Raw genomic sequence first — 17,237 nt, 5'->3', positions numbered from 1 at the left:
TGCAAAAGGGGCTCTTAGTTGCTCTTCCTGCTTGTGTACTTAAGAGCTATGGTTCAGCAAATGATCAATCGCTGCCTGGCGGTCGATGACATCGCCGTACTTGCTGTCGATATCGAACAAATTCGCCTCGTGCGGATCAGAATGGCGGTCGCCCACGCAGTCGCGCACCACCATCACGCGAAAGCCGTGCTGTAGGCCGTCGACGGCGGTGGCACGAATGCAGCCGCTGGTCGAGCAGCCGGTGACGATGATCGTGTCTACGCCCATCGCCACCAGCATGGCGGTAAGCGAGGTGCCAAAGAAGGCGCTCGCGTACTGTTTGGTAATGACCGGCTCCGTTGAACTCGGCACCACTTCAGTGCAGAACTCGGCGAAGGGGTTGCCTGGCACCATGGCGCGCATGACCGGCGATTTCTTCACCCAGATGCCGCCATCGATTTGATCCGGCGCGTGGTAGAGGATATTGGTGTGGATAACCGGGGTCCCGCTCTGGCGGGCAGCATCGAGAAGTGGTGGCATATTGGCCACAGCCTCCACAACGCCTGGAGCGTAGAGCGGCGACTCCTTCAACACGTAGCCCTGCATGAAGTCCACCACCAAAAGCGCCGCCTTGCGCCCGAAGCCGATGCGCCCATCCCAGACGCCCCGATAGTTCTCCTGGGCCGAGTTCTCCTGGGCCGAGCTGTCTTGAGTCGCATCATGAGTCGCCATGGGTAAGCTCCTAGTAAGCGCCGGAGAGCAGGGCGCCAGCGCCGGGCACCACCGGTTCCAGGTCCAGTGCTTTGAGCATGGCGTAAGTAGTGGCGATGGCGGCGGTCACCACCGGCTTGCCGGTCAGCGCCTCGACCTTGGCGACGGCCGGTAGTGAGGGCATCTGTACGCAGGCCGAAAGCACGATGGCATCGATATCGCTCAAGTCTAGACTGGCGACGATTTCGGGCAGCTTGGCCGGGTCATGACGCGCCACGTCCAGGTTGTTGGGAATTTCCAGCGCCCGGTAGTCGACCACCTCGATGTTTTCCTGACGAATGTAATCCACCACCATTTCAGTCAGCGGCTTCATATAGGGAGCTACCACGACTACGCGTTTGGCTTTCATTACGTGTAGGGCATCTACCAGGGCGCCGGCGCTGGTGACGACCGGCGTATCGCAGCCATTTTCTTCAGTGCGGCTGCGTAGGCGCTTCTGGGACTCACGGTGATAGCCCGGGCCCATAGACATGATGGCCACTAGGCAGGCGTACCCCATGACGTCCACGGCAGCGTCGGAAAGTTCCAGCGCGCAGCGGTCGGATTCCCCATCCATGGCGGCCAGCTCATCTTTGCTCACGGTTTTCATACGCATGCGGCTGGAGTGAAAAGTGAAGCGCTCGGGGCGTATCAATTGCCGTGCGGTGAGCATGGCGGGAATTTCCGTCTCCATGGTGATATTGGAGCTCGGCACGATCTGGCCGATGCGGTAGGTCTTGGTTTTAAGCGTCATGGCAATCGGTCTCTCAAAGTGGGGTGCCGAGGAAGTCTTCAAAGGCGGTGAAGAAGCCTTCGAAGTCATCCCAGGGAATCATGTGGCCCGCATTCGTGGCGGTAGTGATACGAATCGATGGCAGCAGGGTTTGGATCTCTTCGCGATCCTCTTCCTGGATGACGCCTCCCTTGCCGGCGCAGATTAGAAGCGTCGGTACCTCAATGGCAGGAAGATCCTGGTGGATATCCACACTGTGGAACTCTTCAAACGCCTGCACGATGGCTGGTGTATAGCAGGTGTGCAGCCACTCGGCGCGCAGGCGCAGCTGCTCTTCGCTCCAGGTGGGGCAGTAGGTGCGCATGGTGTCGAGGTCGGCACCCTGGGCGCAGTCGCGGATGGAATCCACGTACCAGGGCAGCTTGCTGGGATACTCCCGGCGGCCGGGGCCGGAGACAGGCGGATCGATCAGCACCAGTTTGTCGATGCCGCGTGCGCCACGGGTCATGGCGCGCAGGGCAAAGCGTGCCCCCATGGAGTGGCCAGCGAGGATTACGTTTTCAAGCCCCAGCGCCTCGATAAAGGCGGTGACATCATCGGCGCAGGTGTCGATATCGTAGTCAAGCTCAGGCCCCGTGGAGGAGAGTCCGCGCCCGCGAACGTCCAGCACGTACGTGTCAAAGTGTTGCCCGAGGCGCTCGGCGACGAATGCCCAAGTGACGGCGGGGCTTGTGATGCCCGGAATCAGCACCAGCGGCTGTCCGGTGGAGGCCGCCTCGCCGCCAAAGCGCAGGTAGTGCTGGCGGATGTTATTGGCGTGGACGTTGGCGCCGTAGCGGTACGTACTGGTAAAGGTCGTATCGGTCATGCGGGACTCTCCTCGCTAACGGCTTCAGGCGCCTTCAGCGGCGTCTCGAACACGTCGTAGCCGAAGACCCAGGCGGGGTCCTCATCCTGGCGCAGCCAGGTGTTGTCGTGGGAGACCTTCTGCACGCGGGAGGCCCGCTCAAAGCGGTTGGTGCGGTAGAGCTCAAAGGCTTCTCGGTAGTGGTTAGCGCCGACCTCTTCCAGGCAGCGCACCAGCATGGCGGCGTCCTCGATAGCCATGGCGGCCCCTTGAGCCATGTGGGGCTTCATCGGGTGGCAGGCATCGCCCAGCAGTACCAGGCGGTTGTCGTGCCACAGCGGCAAGGGGTTGCGCTCCAGAAGCGGCCACTTGGTTACCGTCTCGGTGCAATCAATCAATGCCTGTACGGTGGGATGGTAGCCCTTGAAGGCTTCACGCATCTCCTCCTGGGAGCTGTCAACGAAGGACGTGCCGTGATTCCACTCGGGCTCTGGTACGCCGGTGACGTAGTAGTACTCCTTCTCGTCGCCGGTGACGAAGTAAACCATCATGTGGCGATCTTCCGACCACCATTTCACGCAGGCCTCAAAATCTAGATCGTAGGCTTTGAGCTTCTCGGCGGAAATGATCGCCCGGTGCGCGACCCAGCCGCTGTAAATTGGCGCTTCGGACCCCAGCAGTTTTTCGCGAATTTGCGAGTTGACGCCATCGGCGCCGATTACAAGGTCCGCTTCCTCGGTGGTGCCGTCGGCAAAGGTCATGCGCACTTTGCCGCCCTGGTCGTCGACATCCACTAGGCGCTTGTCGAAAAAAAGATTTTCCTGGTCGAGCGTACTGACCATCAGCTCGTGCAGGTCGCCACGGTGAACGGTGATGTATGCCGCTCCGTAATGCTCGCGGGCAAAGTCGCCAAGAGGAATGCGTGACTGGTATTCGCCGGTCAGACCGTTGCGGCTGAACCAGTGATCGGGGTGCGAACCCATAGTATTGAGCTTGTCCTCGATACCGATGCGGCGCATTACCTTCATCACGTTGGGACCCAAGTGGATGCCAGCGCCCAGGCGGGAAAATGCCGGGGCCTGTTCGTACACCTTGGTGGGATAACCGGCCTGCTGGAGCAAGGCGCCAGCAGCGGCGCCGCCAAGGCCTGCGCCAATCACGGCGATGATGGGTTTGTTATTCATAACGTTATTTTCCTCGTTTTTATTGGCATAACGCACAGGGGAGGCAATAGCCAAACCTTTGGAAGGGTATTTGAAACGTTATAAAACAACGTATACACCATTTATTTTCTGGTCAAGGAAAAATAAACCGAAATCATAAGATAATTTTAATCTTTATTTGATTTTATGTAACCTTCTATAAGATATAGGTATTTATATGTTCTTCGGCTATTTTTATAAAAAACTTGCGAGATGTTAGAGTAGAGTGGTATATGTTTTATAGTCGTGTATTTGTAATGTATGCACTATTTTTAAGCGGGTTGGGCCAGGCTGCACCGGGCAGGTGCATCAGAGGTGGAGCGACCCCGGTAGATCAAATATGGTTAAAAATAATTAACAATTACCTTAGTACTGCCGATTAATAAAAAACTCTAAAAATATTTGCTTTAACAATAACGATGATAATTCCCTATGACGCTGAAGCTAAAAGTGAATGGACAGAACGTTGAGCTGGCCATTCCGCCCACAACACCTCTGCTCAACGCACTGCGTAATGACCTGGCGCTGAACGGCCCGAAGTATGGCTGCGGGCTGGGCGAATGCGGTGCGTGCAGTGTGCTGGTGGATGGCATGGCTGCCAGAGCCTGCGTGCTGACAGTCGCCTCGGTGGTTGGACGTGAAGTGACGACGCTGGATGGGCTGGCCGATAAGGACCGCCTGGACCCCGTCCAACAGGCGTTTATCGATGCGCAGGCAGCACAATGTGGCTATTGCCTGAATGGCATGATTATCAGCATCCGTTCGTTGTTGAATCACACCTCCGCCCCCTCTTCTGGACAGATAGGGGCGGCGCTGGAGCATCATCTTTGTCGTTGTGGCACGCACCTGGAAATCCTGGATGCCGCCCATCGCGCTGTCGCCCTCAACGCTGCGGCGTTGGGAGGCATTGATGACTGAGTCCCATTCTACGGTGCAGCCCTATCAGACTGCCTTGTCCACCGGTTTCGAGAACGTGCGCTACGGTGTTGTGGTGCGTCCGCCTCACTACCGCTGGAGCGGCGAACATTTTACGTGTGATCGGCTGGCGCACATCGATACGTCGGCACTGAAGGCATTACCATATGAAGCAAAGGCTGTAGTTGAGGGCAATTTTGTTGGGGTCGTGGCAAACAGTATTGAAAACGCGCGTGATGCCGCTAAGCGCCTGATCCTAAGCTGGCAGCCACACGACCCGCTATCGGCTACGCCAGCACAGCAAACACGCACAAACGAAGAAAGCCGCAAGACCCCAGCAAACAAAAAAACTGGCGTAGCCGATGTCGAAGGTAGCCACACTGACAGATATGAACGCGACTACGGCTGGCCCAGCCGCATGCGCTGGGGGGAAGCCGAAGGCTGGGTGGTTGCCGAGTATCGAAACGACCGCCTTGAGGTTTGGACACAAACCACAACGCCGGAAGCGCTGCGCCAGGATTTGAGTGCCCTAACGACATTGGAAATGGAGCAAATAGCGCTTTATACCAGCGAGGGAGCAGAACGGCGCATGGCATCTGGGCTTGGCCGCCATTGTGGTGACGATGCCGCCGTGGATGCTGCCCTGATGGCGCGCGCGCTGGGCCATCCGGTCGCTGTATGGCTGGATGCGCAATACAGCGTTGATGTTAAGGCGCTCGGGCAAGCGCAACGCCTATCATTAAGTGCCGCCTTTGATGAAGAGAATCACATTGAGCGTTATCGCTACCGGCAGGCGCATGCCAGTGGCGAGGTAACGGCCGTTGGGCTGTTTCTGAGCGGGCGAGCGCCCGTGCAGAGCGTTTTAGAGGATACTGAAAAGCCGCTGTATTCTCCGTATACCTTCCAAAACGCGTATCTATCGGCGCATACCGGGGCCCCCTCGGGGCAGCCGTTGAGCGATACCCTGCTGGGTATTCAGCAAACGTTCGCTCGTGAATCATTTCTCGATGAAGTCGCTCATGCACGCGGCCAGAACCCGCTAGCGTTACGCCTGCGTTATCTTGGCGATGCGCGAGGTCGCGAGCTTATTGAATCGGTTGCCAAGCGAGCTGACTGGCAGACAAATACTCCTTCTCGAGCAGCGTCGAGTGACCTGTTACAGGGGCGTGGTTTGGCCTATGCACAGCTACCCGACCGTCAACAGCGTCTGGACAGTGGCGTACGCTCTGCCTGGATTGCCGACGTCGAGGTCAACCGGGTCACGGGAACTGTGCAGTTGACGCGTCTGGTCGTAGGTCAGGATTCGGGCATCGAAGTTGATACAACGCATTTGCAACACACGCTTCAAGCGCGTGTATTAGGTGAAGCGAGCCCACTGCTGGGAAGTGAGCCGGCTTTCGATGAGTGGGGCGATGGCCGCCTGAAGGATAAGCAAAATACGCCATTGGCGAGGCGCCAGCCTTTGTTTGAAAGGCAGGCGATGACGTCAAATGAAACTTCTTCTACATTGCCAGCTACTCTGGAGGATACCGAGTTTTCGCCGGGTGTCGCCGTCATCGCCAATGCGTTGTTCGATGCCACAGGTATACGTTTTCGACAGCCGCCTTTCACGGCTAGCCGGGTGCGGCAGGCGCTGCAAGAGCAGGGTATGGATGCATCCACAGGCCGCGATAGCCTGCTTTTATCCCGAAAAGACAGATCGCCACGTCGTAAATGGCTAGCGGCCGCTGCTTTTATGACGGTTGCCGGTAGTGCGGCCATGGCCTGGCCCTGGAAAGGGGCGGTTGCACCGGTCTCCCGACCGGTAGCGACTCTTTATTCTGCTGAAACTATCGAACGTGGGCGGCTGGTGGCGGCGGCAGGCGATTGTGCCGCTTGCCACACCGTCGAAGGTGGCGCGGTAAATACCGGCGGTCACGCTTTTGATACGCCGTTCGGCACGCTTTATAGCACGAACATTACGCCTGATGAGGCGACGGGAATTGGCCGGTGGTCGTACGCTGCGTTCGAACGCGCGATGCGCCACGGGATCAGCCGTGATGGCCGTCATCTGTATCCTGCATTCCCCTACACGGCATTTGCCAAGACCAGCGATGCCGACCTTCAGGCGCTTTATGCTTACCTGATGGCCCAGCCTGCTGTATCGGCGCCAGTGCCCAAAAATGATCTATCGTTTCCTTTCAATGTGCGTGCGCTCATGGCGCCCTGGAATGCGCTTTATCACGATCCAAAACCTTTTCAGCCGGACCCTGCGCAAAGCGAACTCTACAATCGCGGCGCTTATCTCGCTGAAGGGCTCGGGCATTGCAGTGCCTGCCATAGTCCGCGCAATGCGATGGGTGCGGAAAAGGGCGGCAAGTACTACTTTGCCGGTGCCGTAGTGGATGGATGGGAAGCGCCTGCCTTGAACACGCTTTCGCGATCACCCGTTGGCTGGAGCGAGAGCTCGCTATACGACTATTTACGCCACGGCGAATCGGCATTGCATGGCGTGGCTTCGGGGCCTATGGCACCCGTGGTTGCCGGGTTGAGCGAACTGCCCGAGTATGACGTTCGCGCCATTGCCCATTATGTAGCGCAGCAGATGGAAGCGCCGTCTGGAGACAGTGAGACACAGCAAGCCGAAGCCCAGCGCCGCTTGGCCGCAGCGGCGGTTAGTCCCAGCGGCATGGAGGAAGGGGAGCGTTTATTTGAAGGTGCCTGCGCAGCCTGTCACTTGGATAATGGCTTGCCATCGTTTACCCGAGCCCGAACGTCGCTTGCGCTGAATACCAATCTGCACAGCGATCGTCCCGATAACGTTATTCAATCGATTTTAGGCGGTGTGCATGCTGACACCGTCCCTGGTGTAGGTAACATGCCGGGGTTTGCCGACAGCTTCAGCGACACGCAAGTCGCTACCCTGGCAACCTATCTACGGGCACGCTTCGCGCCCGAGGCACCTCCCTGGCAACAACTTGAACAACGCGTTGCCGCAATACGCCAGCCTCATCACAACAATACGCCCTCTTCTCTCTGACACTACAAAACGAGGTGGATCATGAAACGCAGCAAGTGGATATGGACAGTCTGGATAGTGGTTCTTTTGAGCTGTCTTGTGCCCTACACCCTACTAACGAATGTCGCGGCCTGGTACGGCAGTTTCCTCTTCTGGACCTGTGCGGGGCTTGTGGTTATTGCACTTAACATCTTCATTACTAAGGATTTCGAGGAGCACGACCATGACTGAGTCAATGATCTGGTGGTCAATTGCCATCTATCTGCTGATCGCGGTCGGTATTGCCTTCCTCTCCCGTCAGGGGCCAGCGGAAAGTATGTCGGGCTACTTCCTTGGCAACCGGCAGATGAATGGTTTTGTGTCGGCGCTGAGCTACAGCGCGACAACCTATAGCGCTTTCATGATGGTGGGCTTGGCGGGTTTAACCTATGCCGGCGGCGTCGGCGCGCTGGGTTTTGAGATCATCTATTTTGCTGGTGTTTCGCTGGTGGCCGTTTTTGGCCCGCGTTTTTGGGCGGTCGGCAAAAAGTTTGGCTTCGTCACTCCCAGTGAAATGTTGGGACATCGCTATAACAGCAAGCATGTGGCGATGGCTGTCTCGATTGCCAGCTGTATCTTTCTGATCCCTTACTCTGCCGTTCAGCTCGCTGGGGTGGGCTACCTTCTGGAAGGCATGACCGATGGTGCCATCACGTTTACCACGGGGGTGGTAATGGCAACGGTGATAGCGGTTTTCTTCTCCTATATTGCCGGTATTCGTTCAGTGATGTGGACCGACTCGTTACAGGCTTTGATGATGATCGTTGCCTCGACGCTGGTGGCCTTTCTGGTCATCCAGGGGCTGGGTGGCTTTAGCGGCCTGTTCGGCACGCTTGCAACCGAGCATCCCGCCTCGCTCAGCGTGCCGGGGCCGGGGCTTTTTAGCCTGGTCACCTTCCTGGGCTTGAGCATTCCCTGGTTCTTCTTCAGTCTATCCAATCCGCAGGTAAGCCAGCGTCTTTTCATGCCGTCTTCCTTGCGCTCCATGCGTCAGATGCTAATCGGTTTTCTGGTATTCGGCTTCATTTATACACTGGTATCCGTGCTGTGGGGCTTCTCGGCGCTTGCTGCGTTTCCCGATCTTGCGCGCGCCGACCTTGCAACACCGGCACTGCTTGCATCTGACTTTATCCCGCCGGTGCTGGGTGTCATCGTTATGATCGGTATCATGGCCGCTGCCGTCTCAACGATCGATTCGATCATGCTGACCTTGGCCTCCATGCTGTCCCGGGATGTCTATGCCAACGCCAAAACAGGGGTGGATGAAAAGCGCCAGCTGCTGATGGGCAAGATCGTCGTCCCGGTTATTGCGTTGCTGGCATTAGGCTTCGCTGAGCTGCAGCTGGATTTGATTGCCGTACTTTCAGTGGCGGCTTCATCAGGCCTGGTCGCCATGGTGCCCGCCATTATCGGGGCTTTCTACTGGAAGCGTGGCACTGCTGCCGGTGCGCTGGCAAGCGTCGTGGGTACCAGTGTGTTCGTGCTGGTTATGTATGCTACGGGTAACTCCCTGCTGGGTTTACCCGCCGGTATTTGGGGCATCTTTGTCTCGACGTTCCTTTTTGTGGGCGTAAGCCTTGCCACCAAGCCGCACAAGGCTTCGGCCGATGTCTTCCTGAGCGCTATTTCCGAAGAGCTGGGACGTAAGAAGCGCGCTCCGGTCAGTGCGCCGTCATCTCAGAAAGCCGCTGTGTAGGACTATTCCTACCGATGCTATCTCTTGATAACCGTCTGCCTCGATGCTGGGCTGGTAAATACAGCCAGCGTCGGGGCAGAGGCTACCGCCTTCAACGTCATGCTGACGATATGCAGGAGTCGTTATGGATCACGCAAGCTTTACGGAAATCTGTCTTCACCAGTTGAAAATGTCTGGCGTCCAGTCCGATGAAAGACTCATCGTGCTGACCCAGGGCAACGACCGGCTCGATTATGCCGATGCTTTCATGGCCGCCGGGCAACGTTTGGGCGCCAATATGTACCATATGCGCCTGCCGTCACCGCCGCTTATGGGAGGGTGGAACGTTGGCTCTACAGGGCTTGCCGCCATGCCTGAGGCGGTGGAGGCGCTCAAGAACTGCGACATGCTCATAGACTGCATTTTCCTGTTGTTCTCCCCTGAACAGATGGCCATTCAGGCAGCAGGCACGCGGATTCTTACCGCGGTGGAACCGCCTGAACTGCTGGCGCGTATGCTGCCGACCCAGGAGCTGAGAGAGAAGGTCGAGATCGCCGCCGAGCTACTAGCCAAGGCCAAGGTAATGCGCATCACCTCCGCCCATGGCACCGACGTTACTTACCAGCTGAATACCTACCCGACAGTTGCCGAATATGCGTGTACCGATGAACCTGGCCGTTGGGACCATTGGCCGTCCGGTTTTGTGTTTACAGGCGGTGATGATGATGGTGTAGACGGCACCATCGTCGTGGCGCCCGGCGATGTCCTGTTGCCTCAGAACATGTATGTCCGCGAGCCGATCACCTACACTATCAAGAAGGGCTGGATTACCGATATTCGGGGTGGTCTGGATGCCGAGCTGGTTAAATCCTACATGGATAGCTTCAACGACAAGCGTGGCCTGGGCATGAGCCATGTTGGCTGGGGCATGAACCCTGATGCCAAGTGGCACCGCATGGTACCCGGTGAGTTCCCCGGTGGGATGGGCATGGAGCCGCGCAGTTTTTATGGCAATGTGATGTTCTCCACCGGCCCCAATAATGAATTGGGCGGGCCCAACGATACGGCTTGCCATCTGGATATCCCCATGCGCAATTGCTCTCTATTTTTGGACGATGAGCCTGTCGTCGTTGAGGGCGATATCGTTGTGAAGGATATACAGATGCTTCGAAACTGACTATTAGCGGCATTTCAATGCAAAAGGCACCTCATGGGTGCCTTTTAGCGCTTGAACCCTTCTCAAAGGCTCACTCCCACACAGCCAACTGACGGCGATGAGTAACCTGGGCCTGGGTGGCACTCACCGGATGTAGCCTGACTTCGGTGCCGGGAAGGCACTGAGAAAGCAGCGCGCAGGCACTAGGGGTGAGTGCGCCGATACGCGGATAGCCGCCAATTGTCTGGCGGTCATTCATCAGCACAATCGGTTGGCCATCGGGGGGTATTTGTACTGCACCCAGAGGAATGCCTTCCGAAATCATCCCTTCCAGTTTGCTATCAAGTGCTTGGCCGGTTAGCCGAATGCCCATACGGTCGGCGCGTTGGTCGACTGTCCAGGGTTGGTTGAATGCCTGATAAAGGCTACGCCCGGTAAAGTGGGCTATCTGGGAGCCCAGCACCAGCGGAAGATGGCAGCGCTTTTGAGGCATGGGCAAACCGGCATTGTCAGGCATTCGGCGGGGCGATGACGTATCACCTTGCCAACTCAGCTGGTCACCGGTTTGCAGTGGCTTGCCGTCTTCATGCAGGCCACCGATCATTTCCCGCGCGGTGCAGGCACGGCTACCGAGAACCTCGGGGGCCTGCAGTCCGCCCGGAAATGCCAGATAAGCGCGGAGCCCGGCGCGCGGTTGGCGAAACGTCAGGCACTGCCCGGCTTTGAGGGTAAAGCACGCATTAGGAGCGAGCGGTTCGCCGTCAATACGAGCATCGAGATCGGCCCCGGCAAGGGCAAGGCAGACGTCGCTGCCTGCTTCTAACGTCAGGTTGCCGCCCATGACGATTTCCAGCGCCGCGCTATTTATCGGGTTGCCCAGCAGCCAGTTGGCCCAGCGAAACGAGATCCAGTCGGCAGCGCCGCTTTGGGTGACGCCCAGATGCCCCACGCCGAAGCGCCCCGCGTCCTGAATCAGAGCCAGCGGCCCGGCCTGTTTGACGGTGATGCTGCCCTGGCTCATGCGCGCTCCTCCAGTGGTGTAGTATCGCCGCCGGCGGCTTCGAACTCAGCTTTGGAGATGGACATGAAGCGTACCTTGTCACCGGGGCGGAATAGCGGTTCTCCGCGCCGGGCGTATTCAAACAGGGGGACTGCCGTGCGGCCCAGGATATTCCAGCCACCGGGTGAGAGCAGCGGGTAGATGGCCGTCTGCCGATCGGCGATGCCCACGCTTCCGGCGGCTACGCGACGTCGTGGTGTCTTCAAGCGCGGCGTGGCTAGGTCTTCATCCACCAGCCCCATAAATCCGTAGCCAGGAGCAAAGCCGAGGGCGAACACGCAATAGTCGTGGCCACAATGACGCTCGATCAACTGCTCAACGCTTAACCCCGCGCGCTTGGCCACCTGCGGAAGCTCCGGGCCAACGCTCTCGTCGTACCATACCGGAATTTCATGCAGCTGGCCGTTTTGAGTATCGGCAGGCTGTAAGTCTTTAAGCGCATCGCGGGCGAGGGACGTGGCCTCGACAAAGGCCATGGCCCGACAATCATAATGAATCAACAGCGTCGTGTAAGAGGGGACAAGGTCGATCAGCGCATCGCCGAAAGCGTGACGCAAGGCGGTGTCGGCCGCCATGATCCAGGCCATGTTGCGCTCGTCGATGACATCGAACAGTCGTACTGTCAGCGCATCCATGGCAGCGGTTTCAAGACGCAGTTTCACGCGGACTCCAACGCTTTGAAGGCATCACGGATGGCACGTACGGCCGCGATTGATTCGGGATTGTCACCATGGACACAGAGCGTGTCGCAGGGAAGGTGAAGCGCGGTGCCGTCGCGGGCGGTCAGGGCTTCCCCCTTGGCCAGCGCAATGGCCTGGGCCACGATGGTCGCCTGATCGTGATGCACCGCACCCGCCAAGCGGCGCGATGCCAGATGGCCGTTGGCCTCATAAGCGCGGTCGGCAAAGGTCTCAAACCAGAGCGTGATGCCCATTCTGGCGGCCAGTTCGCGATGCGGCTCGGGATCAGCGGTAGCCATCACCATCAGCGGGAGGCTGGTGTCAAACGCACGCACAGCGCGCATCGCGCCTTCCAGCAGCTCGAGGTTGGCAGCCATATCGTTATACATGGCCCCGTGCGGCTTGATATAGGCAAGTTCGGCGCCTTCCGCGCGGCAAATGCCCGCAAGCGCCCCCGCCTGATAAAGGATCATGTCTTCGACTTCAGCCGCCGAGCAGGCCATGGAGCGCCGACCAAAACCCATTAAATCGGGATAGCCTGGATGAGCACCAATGCGCACGCCGTGCTTGGCCGCTAGTGCAACAGTATGGCGCATGACGTGGGGGTCGGAGGCGTGATAGCCACAGGCGATATTGGCACAGTCAACGTAAGGCATGACCTCAGCATCAAGGCCAAGTGTCCAGTTACCGAAGCTTTCGCCCATGTCGCAGTTGAGTAGAGGGATAGCCATAACGACTCCAATTATTATTACAGGTGTTATTTGGGATGCGTTATTAAATTCAAACTAATATAAGGGAGAGGCGCTTTCACTTACCAATCGTTTTTCACGATACTTAATATCGGTAACTTCTATCGTATTGTTATTTCTTAGAAAAATAGTTGACGATAGGGAGTAATGCTATTATCAACTAAATAAAAGCACTCAATAAAAGATAAAGAGAAACGCGCACATGACTCAAGCTACTCACAATAATGGGTCAACAAAAAGCGTTTTCCGGGGTGAATCATGCGCTTGCCAGCCACGCACCACCAACGAGGCGCTTTACTACCTCCGTTGGACTTGAAATTACATTGCAGTGATAACTCGCTCTGTGGGCCAAACAGCTGCTCTGTGAGTCGACGCTCATCAATAGATAGCGCCGATATCTTTTGGTCATTGCACGCGTGGATTAGGCAACATTATGCTCGATTTCAAAGAACTTGAAGCGTTTGTCTGGGCCGTCAAATTGGGGTCCTTTCGCAAGGCGGCCGTACGTCTGCATTTGACTCAACCATCGGTCTCAGAACGCATTTCGCGCTTAGAAGCGACGGTAGGCGAACTGCTGCTGGAGCGCTCGGCTCGCCCGGTGCAGCCCACGATGCGTGGGCGAGAATTTTTCCTGCATGCCGAGCGCATGCTCAGCCAACGCGATGAAGCCATGAAACTCTTCGACAGTGAAGAAGAGTACTCGGCACCTCTCAGGCTAGGCACGATCGAAACCATTGCCCACAGCTGGTTTCCTGAATTCATGCGCCAGCTTACCGAACGTTATCCGCGTTTAACCATCGAGCTTACGGTGGATTACTCGCCGGCGCTCAACGAGCGGCTGATGAGTAACGAGCTGGATATCTTACTGGCCATGAATGGCTACCTGCCGCCCAAGCAGATCGAATACGAAGCGTTAAGCCCTTACGAAATGGGTATGTTCGTATCTCCACGCCATGCAGAGATGCTCAGTGAAAACACTGAAGCCTGGTGCAAAAAGCTGCCGTTTATTTCGTTTGGAAAACTGGCTCGGCCTTACGAAGAGCTGGTTCAGTATCTGGCCGAGCAGGGCGTTACCAGCCCGCGTATCCATAGCGTTAGCACCTTGATGACAATTGTACGCATGACGATGGAAGGCTTGGGTATCGGTGCGTTGCCGGTGGCCACGGTGCTTGATGAGTGGCGGCGTGGCGAGCTTTTACGTCTGGCGCTGCCGGTGCCGCTACCCGCGATGAACTATGATGTGATATGGCGTCGCGCCAATCATCCCCGCTTTTGTAGAGGCGTTGGCCGTTTAGCCCAAAAAACGGCCAACGCCTACGCGCAGGAACGTCGTGTCGAGATGACCAGCGCACTATTCAACGGGCACTGGGTACAGCCGAGTGTCTCTCTTACCACCCCAGACGCATCAACTCCACTAATATAAACAAGAGGATTTACTCATGCGTATGCGCATCGTGACCCCACTACTTCTGGCAACGGCTTATGGCTTGGTAACGACAGCTTCCGTCCAGGCAGCTCAATGGACCATGGCCACTCCCTATGGAGATGCCAGCTTTCATACTCAGAATACCAAGCAGTTTGCAGAAGATGTGGCTGAGATGACGGATGGCGAACTAACGATCACCGTGCATAGCGGGGGCTCGCTTGTCTCTCATGGTGAGATCAAGCCATCGGTACGTCGCGGCACCATTGATGCTGGTGAGGTATTCATGTCGGTCCTCTCTAATGATGACCCTATCTTCGAAATCGATACGCTGCCCGGCGTAGCTGGTAGCTACGAGGATGCCTTTGCATTGTGGCAGGCCACCAAGCCCATAATTACTGAGCTGTTCGCTCAGGAGGGGCTGATTCCACTTTATGCGGTTGCCTGGCCGGCGCAAGGGATTTATACCGCTCAGGAGTTGACGGATCCCGCCCAGTTTGAGGGCTTGCGGGTGCGCGCGCCCAATATCAATACCCAGCGGTTCGTGAACAACCTGGGCGGCAGCCCCACGGAAACCGAAGAGTCGGATATTCCCACTGCCTTTAGCACTGGGCGCGTGGACGCCATGATTACCTCGAGTTCTACCGGTAACGCCATGACGGCCTGGGACTACGTGTCTTACTACACCGACGCCAACCTGTGGCTTCCCAAAAACATCGTGTTTATCAGCCAGCGCAGTTTTGATCGTCTGGATGAGGCGACTCAGGATGCCTTGATGGAGGCCGCCGAGCGTGCGGAAGAACGTGGCTGGCAGTTAAGCCGTGAAGATAACGATGCGAGCCTCGCCGCTCTAGAAGAGAACGGCATCACCGTATCGACCCCGAATCAAGAGGTCGCTGCTGCGCTCCAGGAAGCGGGTGACAAGCTCTTCCAGGATTGGCTGAGCCGCGCTGATGATGAAGCAGAAGCAGCGCTTGAAGCTTACCGGGAACAACAGGCTAACTAAGCCAGGAACGTTCTTCAGAGGCGGCATTAGCCGCCTCTTTTCGCCCAGCCACTCGGTGAGATACGAACATGACGTTTAAATTCGACAAGCTCTACCGCCTTGGTGCGTGGGGGGCGGCGGCCTGCATGATCGCGATTTGCGCGCTGATTGCACTGCAGGTTGCTTTTCGCGCGATCGATGCGCTACTGATCCTGGTGGGCCTGAGCCGCCTGGGTATCAGTATCACGGGCGTTTCCGAGATGGCCGCCTATCTATTGGTGGGTGCCACCTTTCTTGGTCTGGCCTATACCTTTGTTCATCACGCTCATATTCGTGTGACGCTGTTAATTTCGCGGCTGCCTTCTGCCATCCGGGTATGGTTTGAGGTGGCTGCTCTGCTTATTGCTTTAGCGATTAGTCTGATACTCGGGTATGGCCTGATTGAGCTGACAAGAGAGAGCCTGCAATACAACGATGTGTCATCAGGCTTTTTATCCATACCGCTGTGGATACCTCAAAGTGTTTTGGTGATCAGTGTAGGCCTGCTCAGCCTTGCCTTGATAGAGGCGCTAGTGATTGCAATGCGCATCGCCGTACGTGACCCGTCCAGATTTCGCGAAGCGACATCCACCGATGATAGCGAAATGCACTGATTCCCTGCCGACACTGCTTGGCCACGTTATGTTGGAGAAAAACCGTGTTAACACTCAGTTTGGCAACTATTTTCACCTTGGTGCTTTTGCTCGGCGGGGGCGTCTGGATCGCCTTTGCCTTGATCGGTACCGCCTGGGTGGCGCTGCAATTCTTTAGCCCATTTGCGCCTGGTCCGATTCTGGCTTCAGACTTCTGGGGAGCGAGTTATGGCTGGGATTTAACGGCACTACCGATGTTTATCTGGATGGGCGAAATACTCTTTCGCTCCGGGCTTGCCGACAATATGTTCCGTGGGCTTTCGCCTTGGCTCAACCGCTTACCCGGTCGTTTGCTGCATACCAATATTATTGGCAGCGGTATGTTTGCAGCCGTATGCGGCTCGTCGGCGGCCACTTGCGCCACCGTAGGTAAAATGACCCTGCCAGAGCTTGAGCGGCGCGGCTACGACAGCAATATGGCTATCGGTACGTTAGCCAGTGCCTCGACGCTAGGTTTGCTGATTCCGCCCTCCATCATGCTGATTGTTTATGGTGTGGTGACCGAGCAGTCCATTTCGCGCCTGTTTATGGCAGGCGTCGGACCGGGCCTTATGATTCTGGCGCTGTTTATGTCTTATCTGATTCTCTGGGCGCTCATCAAGGGTGATCGAGCGGGGCTGACCGGGGAAGATGAATCATCCATGAGCTTCTCTGAGAAGTTGCGTAATACCTGGGCACTGGCACCCATTCTGACGCTGATCGGCGGCATTATTATTTCTATTTACGGCGGGCTAGCATCGCCTACGGAAGCGGCAGCGGTCGGGGTAGTGCTCTCTATGGTGATTGCACGATGGAATGGCCACTTCACTCTTAAGATATTCAAAAGCTCGCTATTTGCGGCAATTCGTACGGCCTGCATGATCGCGTTTATTATCGCTGGCGCATCGTTTCTTACCTCGGCGATGGGCTTTACTCAAGTGCCTATGCAGTTGGCACGCGCGATCAGTGAGATGGGCTTATCACCCACCATGCTGCTTATCGCCCTGACAGCGCTCTTGTTGATCATGGGCTGCTTCTTGGACGGTATCTCGCTTATCCTGCTGGTAACCGCGGTGATTATGCCAGTGGTAAACGCGGCGGGGTTTGATCTGATCTGGTTCGGCATCTATCTGGTGGTCGTGGTGGAAATGTCGCAAATTACCCCGCCGGTAGGCTTTAACCTGTTTGTCATTCAGGGGCTGACCGGCAAGGATATTTTGACTATCACCAAGGCGACCCTGCCTTTCTTTTTGTTAATGCTTTTGGCAATTGCCTTGATGCACTTCTTCCCGGCGATCGCGCTTTATCTGCCTTATGCAATGAATAACTAGTCTCAACAGGCCGCGACCGCGCGGCCTGTTGGTGAATACGGGCG

General features: G+C 56.8%; 15 protein-coding genes. 8 read left to right on the top strand and 7 right to left on the bottom strand.

Annotated features, from left to right (window positions below; translation table 11 throughout):
* Positions 1–39: 39 nt before the first annotated feature.
* The 4 genes from ELY38_RS06530 to ELY38_RS06515 all read right to left on the bottom strand — a co-directional run bounded on the left by ELY38_RS06530 (position 40) and on the right by ELY38_RS06515 (position 3,493).
* Complete coding sequence (locus tag ELY38_RS06530; protein WP_127060697.1) at positions 40–711, bottom strand: N-carbamoylsarcosine amidohydrolase; 672 nt, start codon at positions 709–711, stop codon at positions 40–42.
* 10 nt (positions 712–721) lie between these two features.
* Entirely contained in the window at positions 722–1,483 is a 762-nt protein-coding gene (locus tag ELY38_RS06525) for a maleate cis-trans isomerase family protein (RefSeq protein ID WP_127060696.1), read from the bottom strand.
* 13 nt (positions 1,484–1,496) lie between these two features.
* Complete coding sequence (locus ELY38_RS06520; RefSeq protein ID WP_281274318.1) at positions 1,497–2,213, bottom strand: alpha/beta fold hydrolase; 717 nt, start codon at positions 2,211–2,213, stop codon at positions 1,497–1,499.
* A gap of 113 nt (positions 2,214–2,326) precedes the next feature.
* Positions 2,327–3,493, bottom strand: a complete 1,167-nt coding sequence (locus ELY38_RS06515; RefSeq protein ID WP_127060694.1) for an FAD-dependent monooxygenase — start codon at positions 3,491–3,493, stop codon at positions 2,327–2,329.
* Positions 3,494–3,943: 450 nt separating this feature from the next.
* Here ELY38_RS06515 and ELY38_RS06510 point away from each other — a divergent pair, with 450 nt between their 5' ends.
* The 4 genes from ELY38_RS06510 to ELY38_RS06490 all read left to right on the top strand — a co-directional run bounded on the left by ELY38_RS06510 (position 3,944) and on the right by ELY38_RS06490 (position 10,315).
* Positions 3,944–4,429 carry a (2Fe-2S)-binding protein gene (locus tag ELY38_RS06510; protein ID WP_127060693.1) on the top strand — a complete coding sequence of 162 codons (486 nt, stop codon included), beginning with the start codon at positions 3,944–3,946 and terminating at the stop codon, positions 4,427–4,429.
* Positions 4,422–7,445: a c-type cytochrome gene (locus ELY38_RS06505; RefSeq protein WP_127060692.1), complete on the top strand. Its 3,024-nt coding sequence runs from the start codon at positions 4,422–4,424 to the stop codon at positions 7,443–7,445. Before ELY38_RS06510 ends, ELY38_RS06505 begins: the two co-directional genes overlap by 8 nt.
* Before the next feature lie 202 nt (positions 7,446–7,647).
* Complete coding sequence (locus tag ELY38_RS06495) at positions 7,648–9,159, top strand: sodium:solute symporter family protein (protein WP_127060690.1); 1,512 nt, start codon at positions 7,648–7,650, stop codon at positions 9,157–9,159.
* Positions 9,160–9,283: 124 nt separating this feature from the next.
* Entirely contained in the window at positions 9,284–10,315 is a 1,032-nt protein-coding gene (locus ELY38_RS06490) for a 2,5-dihydroxypyridine 5,6-dioxygenase NicX family protein (protein WP_127060689.1), read from the top strand.
* Positions 10,316–10,385: 70 nt separating this feature from the next.
* Here the strand turns inward: ELY38_RS06490 and ELY38_RS06485 are convergent, their stop codons facing one another.
* From ELY38_RS06485 to ELY38_RS06475, 3 genes are read right to left on the bottom strand one after another with little or no spacing between them, the layout of a single operon-like run.
* A complete protein-coding gene (locus tag ELY38_RS06485) occupies positions 10,386–11,315 on the bottom strand; it encodes a 5-oxoprolinase subunit C family protein (RefSeq protein ID WP_127060688.1) in 930 nt (309 codons plus the stop codon).
* Entirely contained in the window at positions 11,312–12,016 is a 705-nt protein-coding gene (pxpB, locus tag ELY38_RS06480; RefSeq protein ID WP_127060687.1) for a 5-oxoprolinase subunit PxpB, read from the bottom strand. Before pxpB ends, ELY38_RS06485 begins: the two co-directional genes overlap by 4 nt.
* Positions 12,013–12,765 carry a 5-oxoprolinase subunit PxpA gene (locus tag ELY38_RS06475; protein WP_127060686.1) on the bottom strand — a complete coding sequence of 251 codons (753 nt, stop codon included), beginning with the start codon at positions 12,763–12,765 and terminating at the stop codon, positions 12,013–12,015. The genes pxpB and ELY38_RS06475 overlap by 4 nt, the downstream gene beginning before the upstream one ends.
* A gap of 451 nt (positions 12,766–13,216) precedes the next feature.
* Between ELY38_RS06475 and ELY38_RS06470 the strand changes: the two genes are divergently transcribed.
* The 4 genes from ELY38_RS06470 to ELY38_RS06455 all read left to right on the top strand — a co-directional run bounded on the left by ELY38_RS06470 (position 13,217) and on the right by ELY38_RS06455 (position 17,193).
* The gene (locus ELY38_RS06470) at positions 13,217–14,206 is read left to right on the top strand and encodes a LysR family transcriptional regulator (RefSeq protein ID WP_127060685.1); all 990 of its coding nucleotides are present in this window, start codon (positions 13,217–13,219) and stop codon (positions 14,204–14,206) included.
* Between the two features lie 16 nt (positions 14,207–14,222).
* Complete coding sequence (locus ELY38_RS06465) at positions 14,223–15,212, top strand: TRAP transporter substrate-binding protein (protein ID WP_127060684.1); 990 nt, start codon at positions 14,223–14,225, stop codon at positions 15,210–15,212.
* A 68-nt stretch (positions 15,213–15,280) separates the two neighbouring features.
* Positions 15,281–15,844, top strand: coding sequence for a TRAP transporter small permease (locus tag ELY38_RS06460; RefSeq protein ID WP_127060683.1), 564 nt, complete (start codon positions 15,281–15,283; stop codon positions 15,842–15,844).
* A gap of 44 nt (positions 15,845–15,888) precedes the next feature.
* Entirely contained in the window at positions 15,889–17,193 is a 1,305-nt protein-coding gene (locus ELY38_RS06455) for a TRAP transporter large permease (protein WP_127060682.1), read from the top strand.
* Positions 17,194–17,237: the final 44 nt, after the last annotated feature.

Source organism: Vreelandella nanhaiensis (assembly GCF_003990185.1).
Lineage (GTDB): Bacteria > Pseudomonadota > Gammaproteobacteria > Pseudomonadales > Halomonadaceae > Vreelandella > Vreelandella nanhaiensis.
The sequence above is the reverse complement of the archived record's forward strand: the minus strand, read 5'-3'. Positions and strand labels throughout refer to the sequence as shown.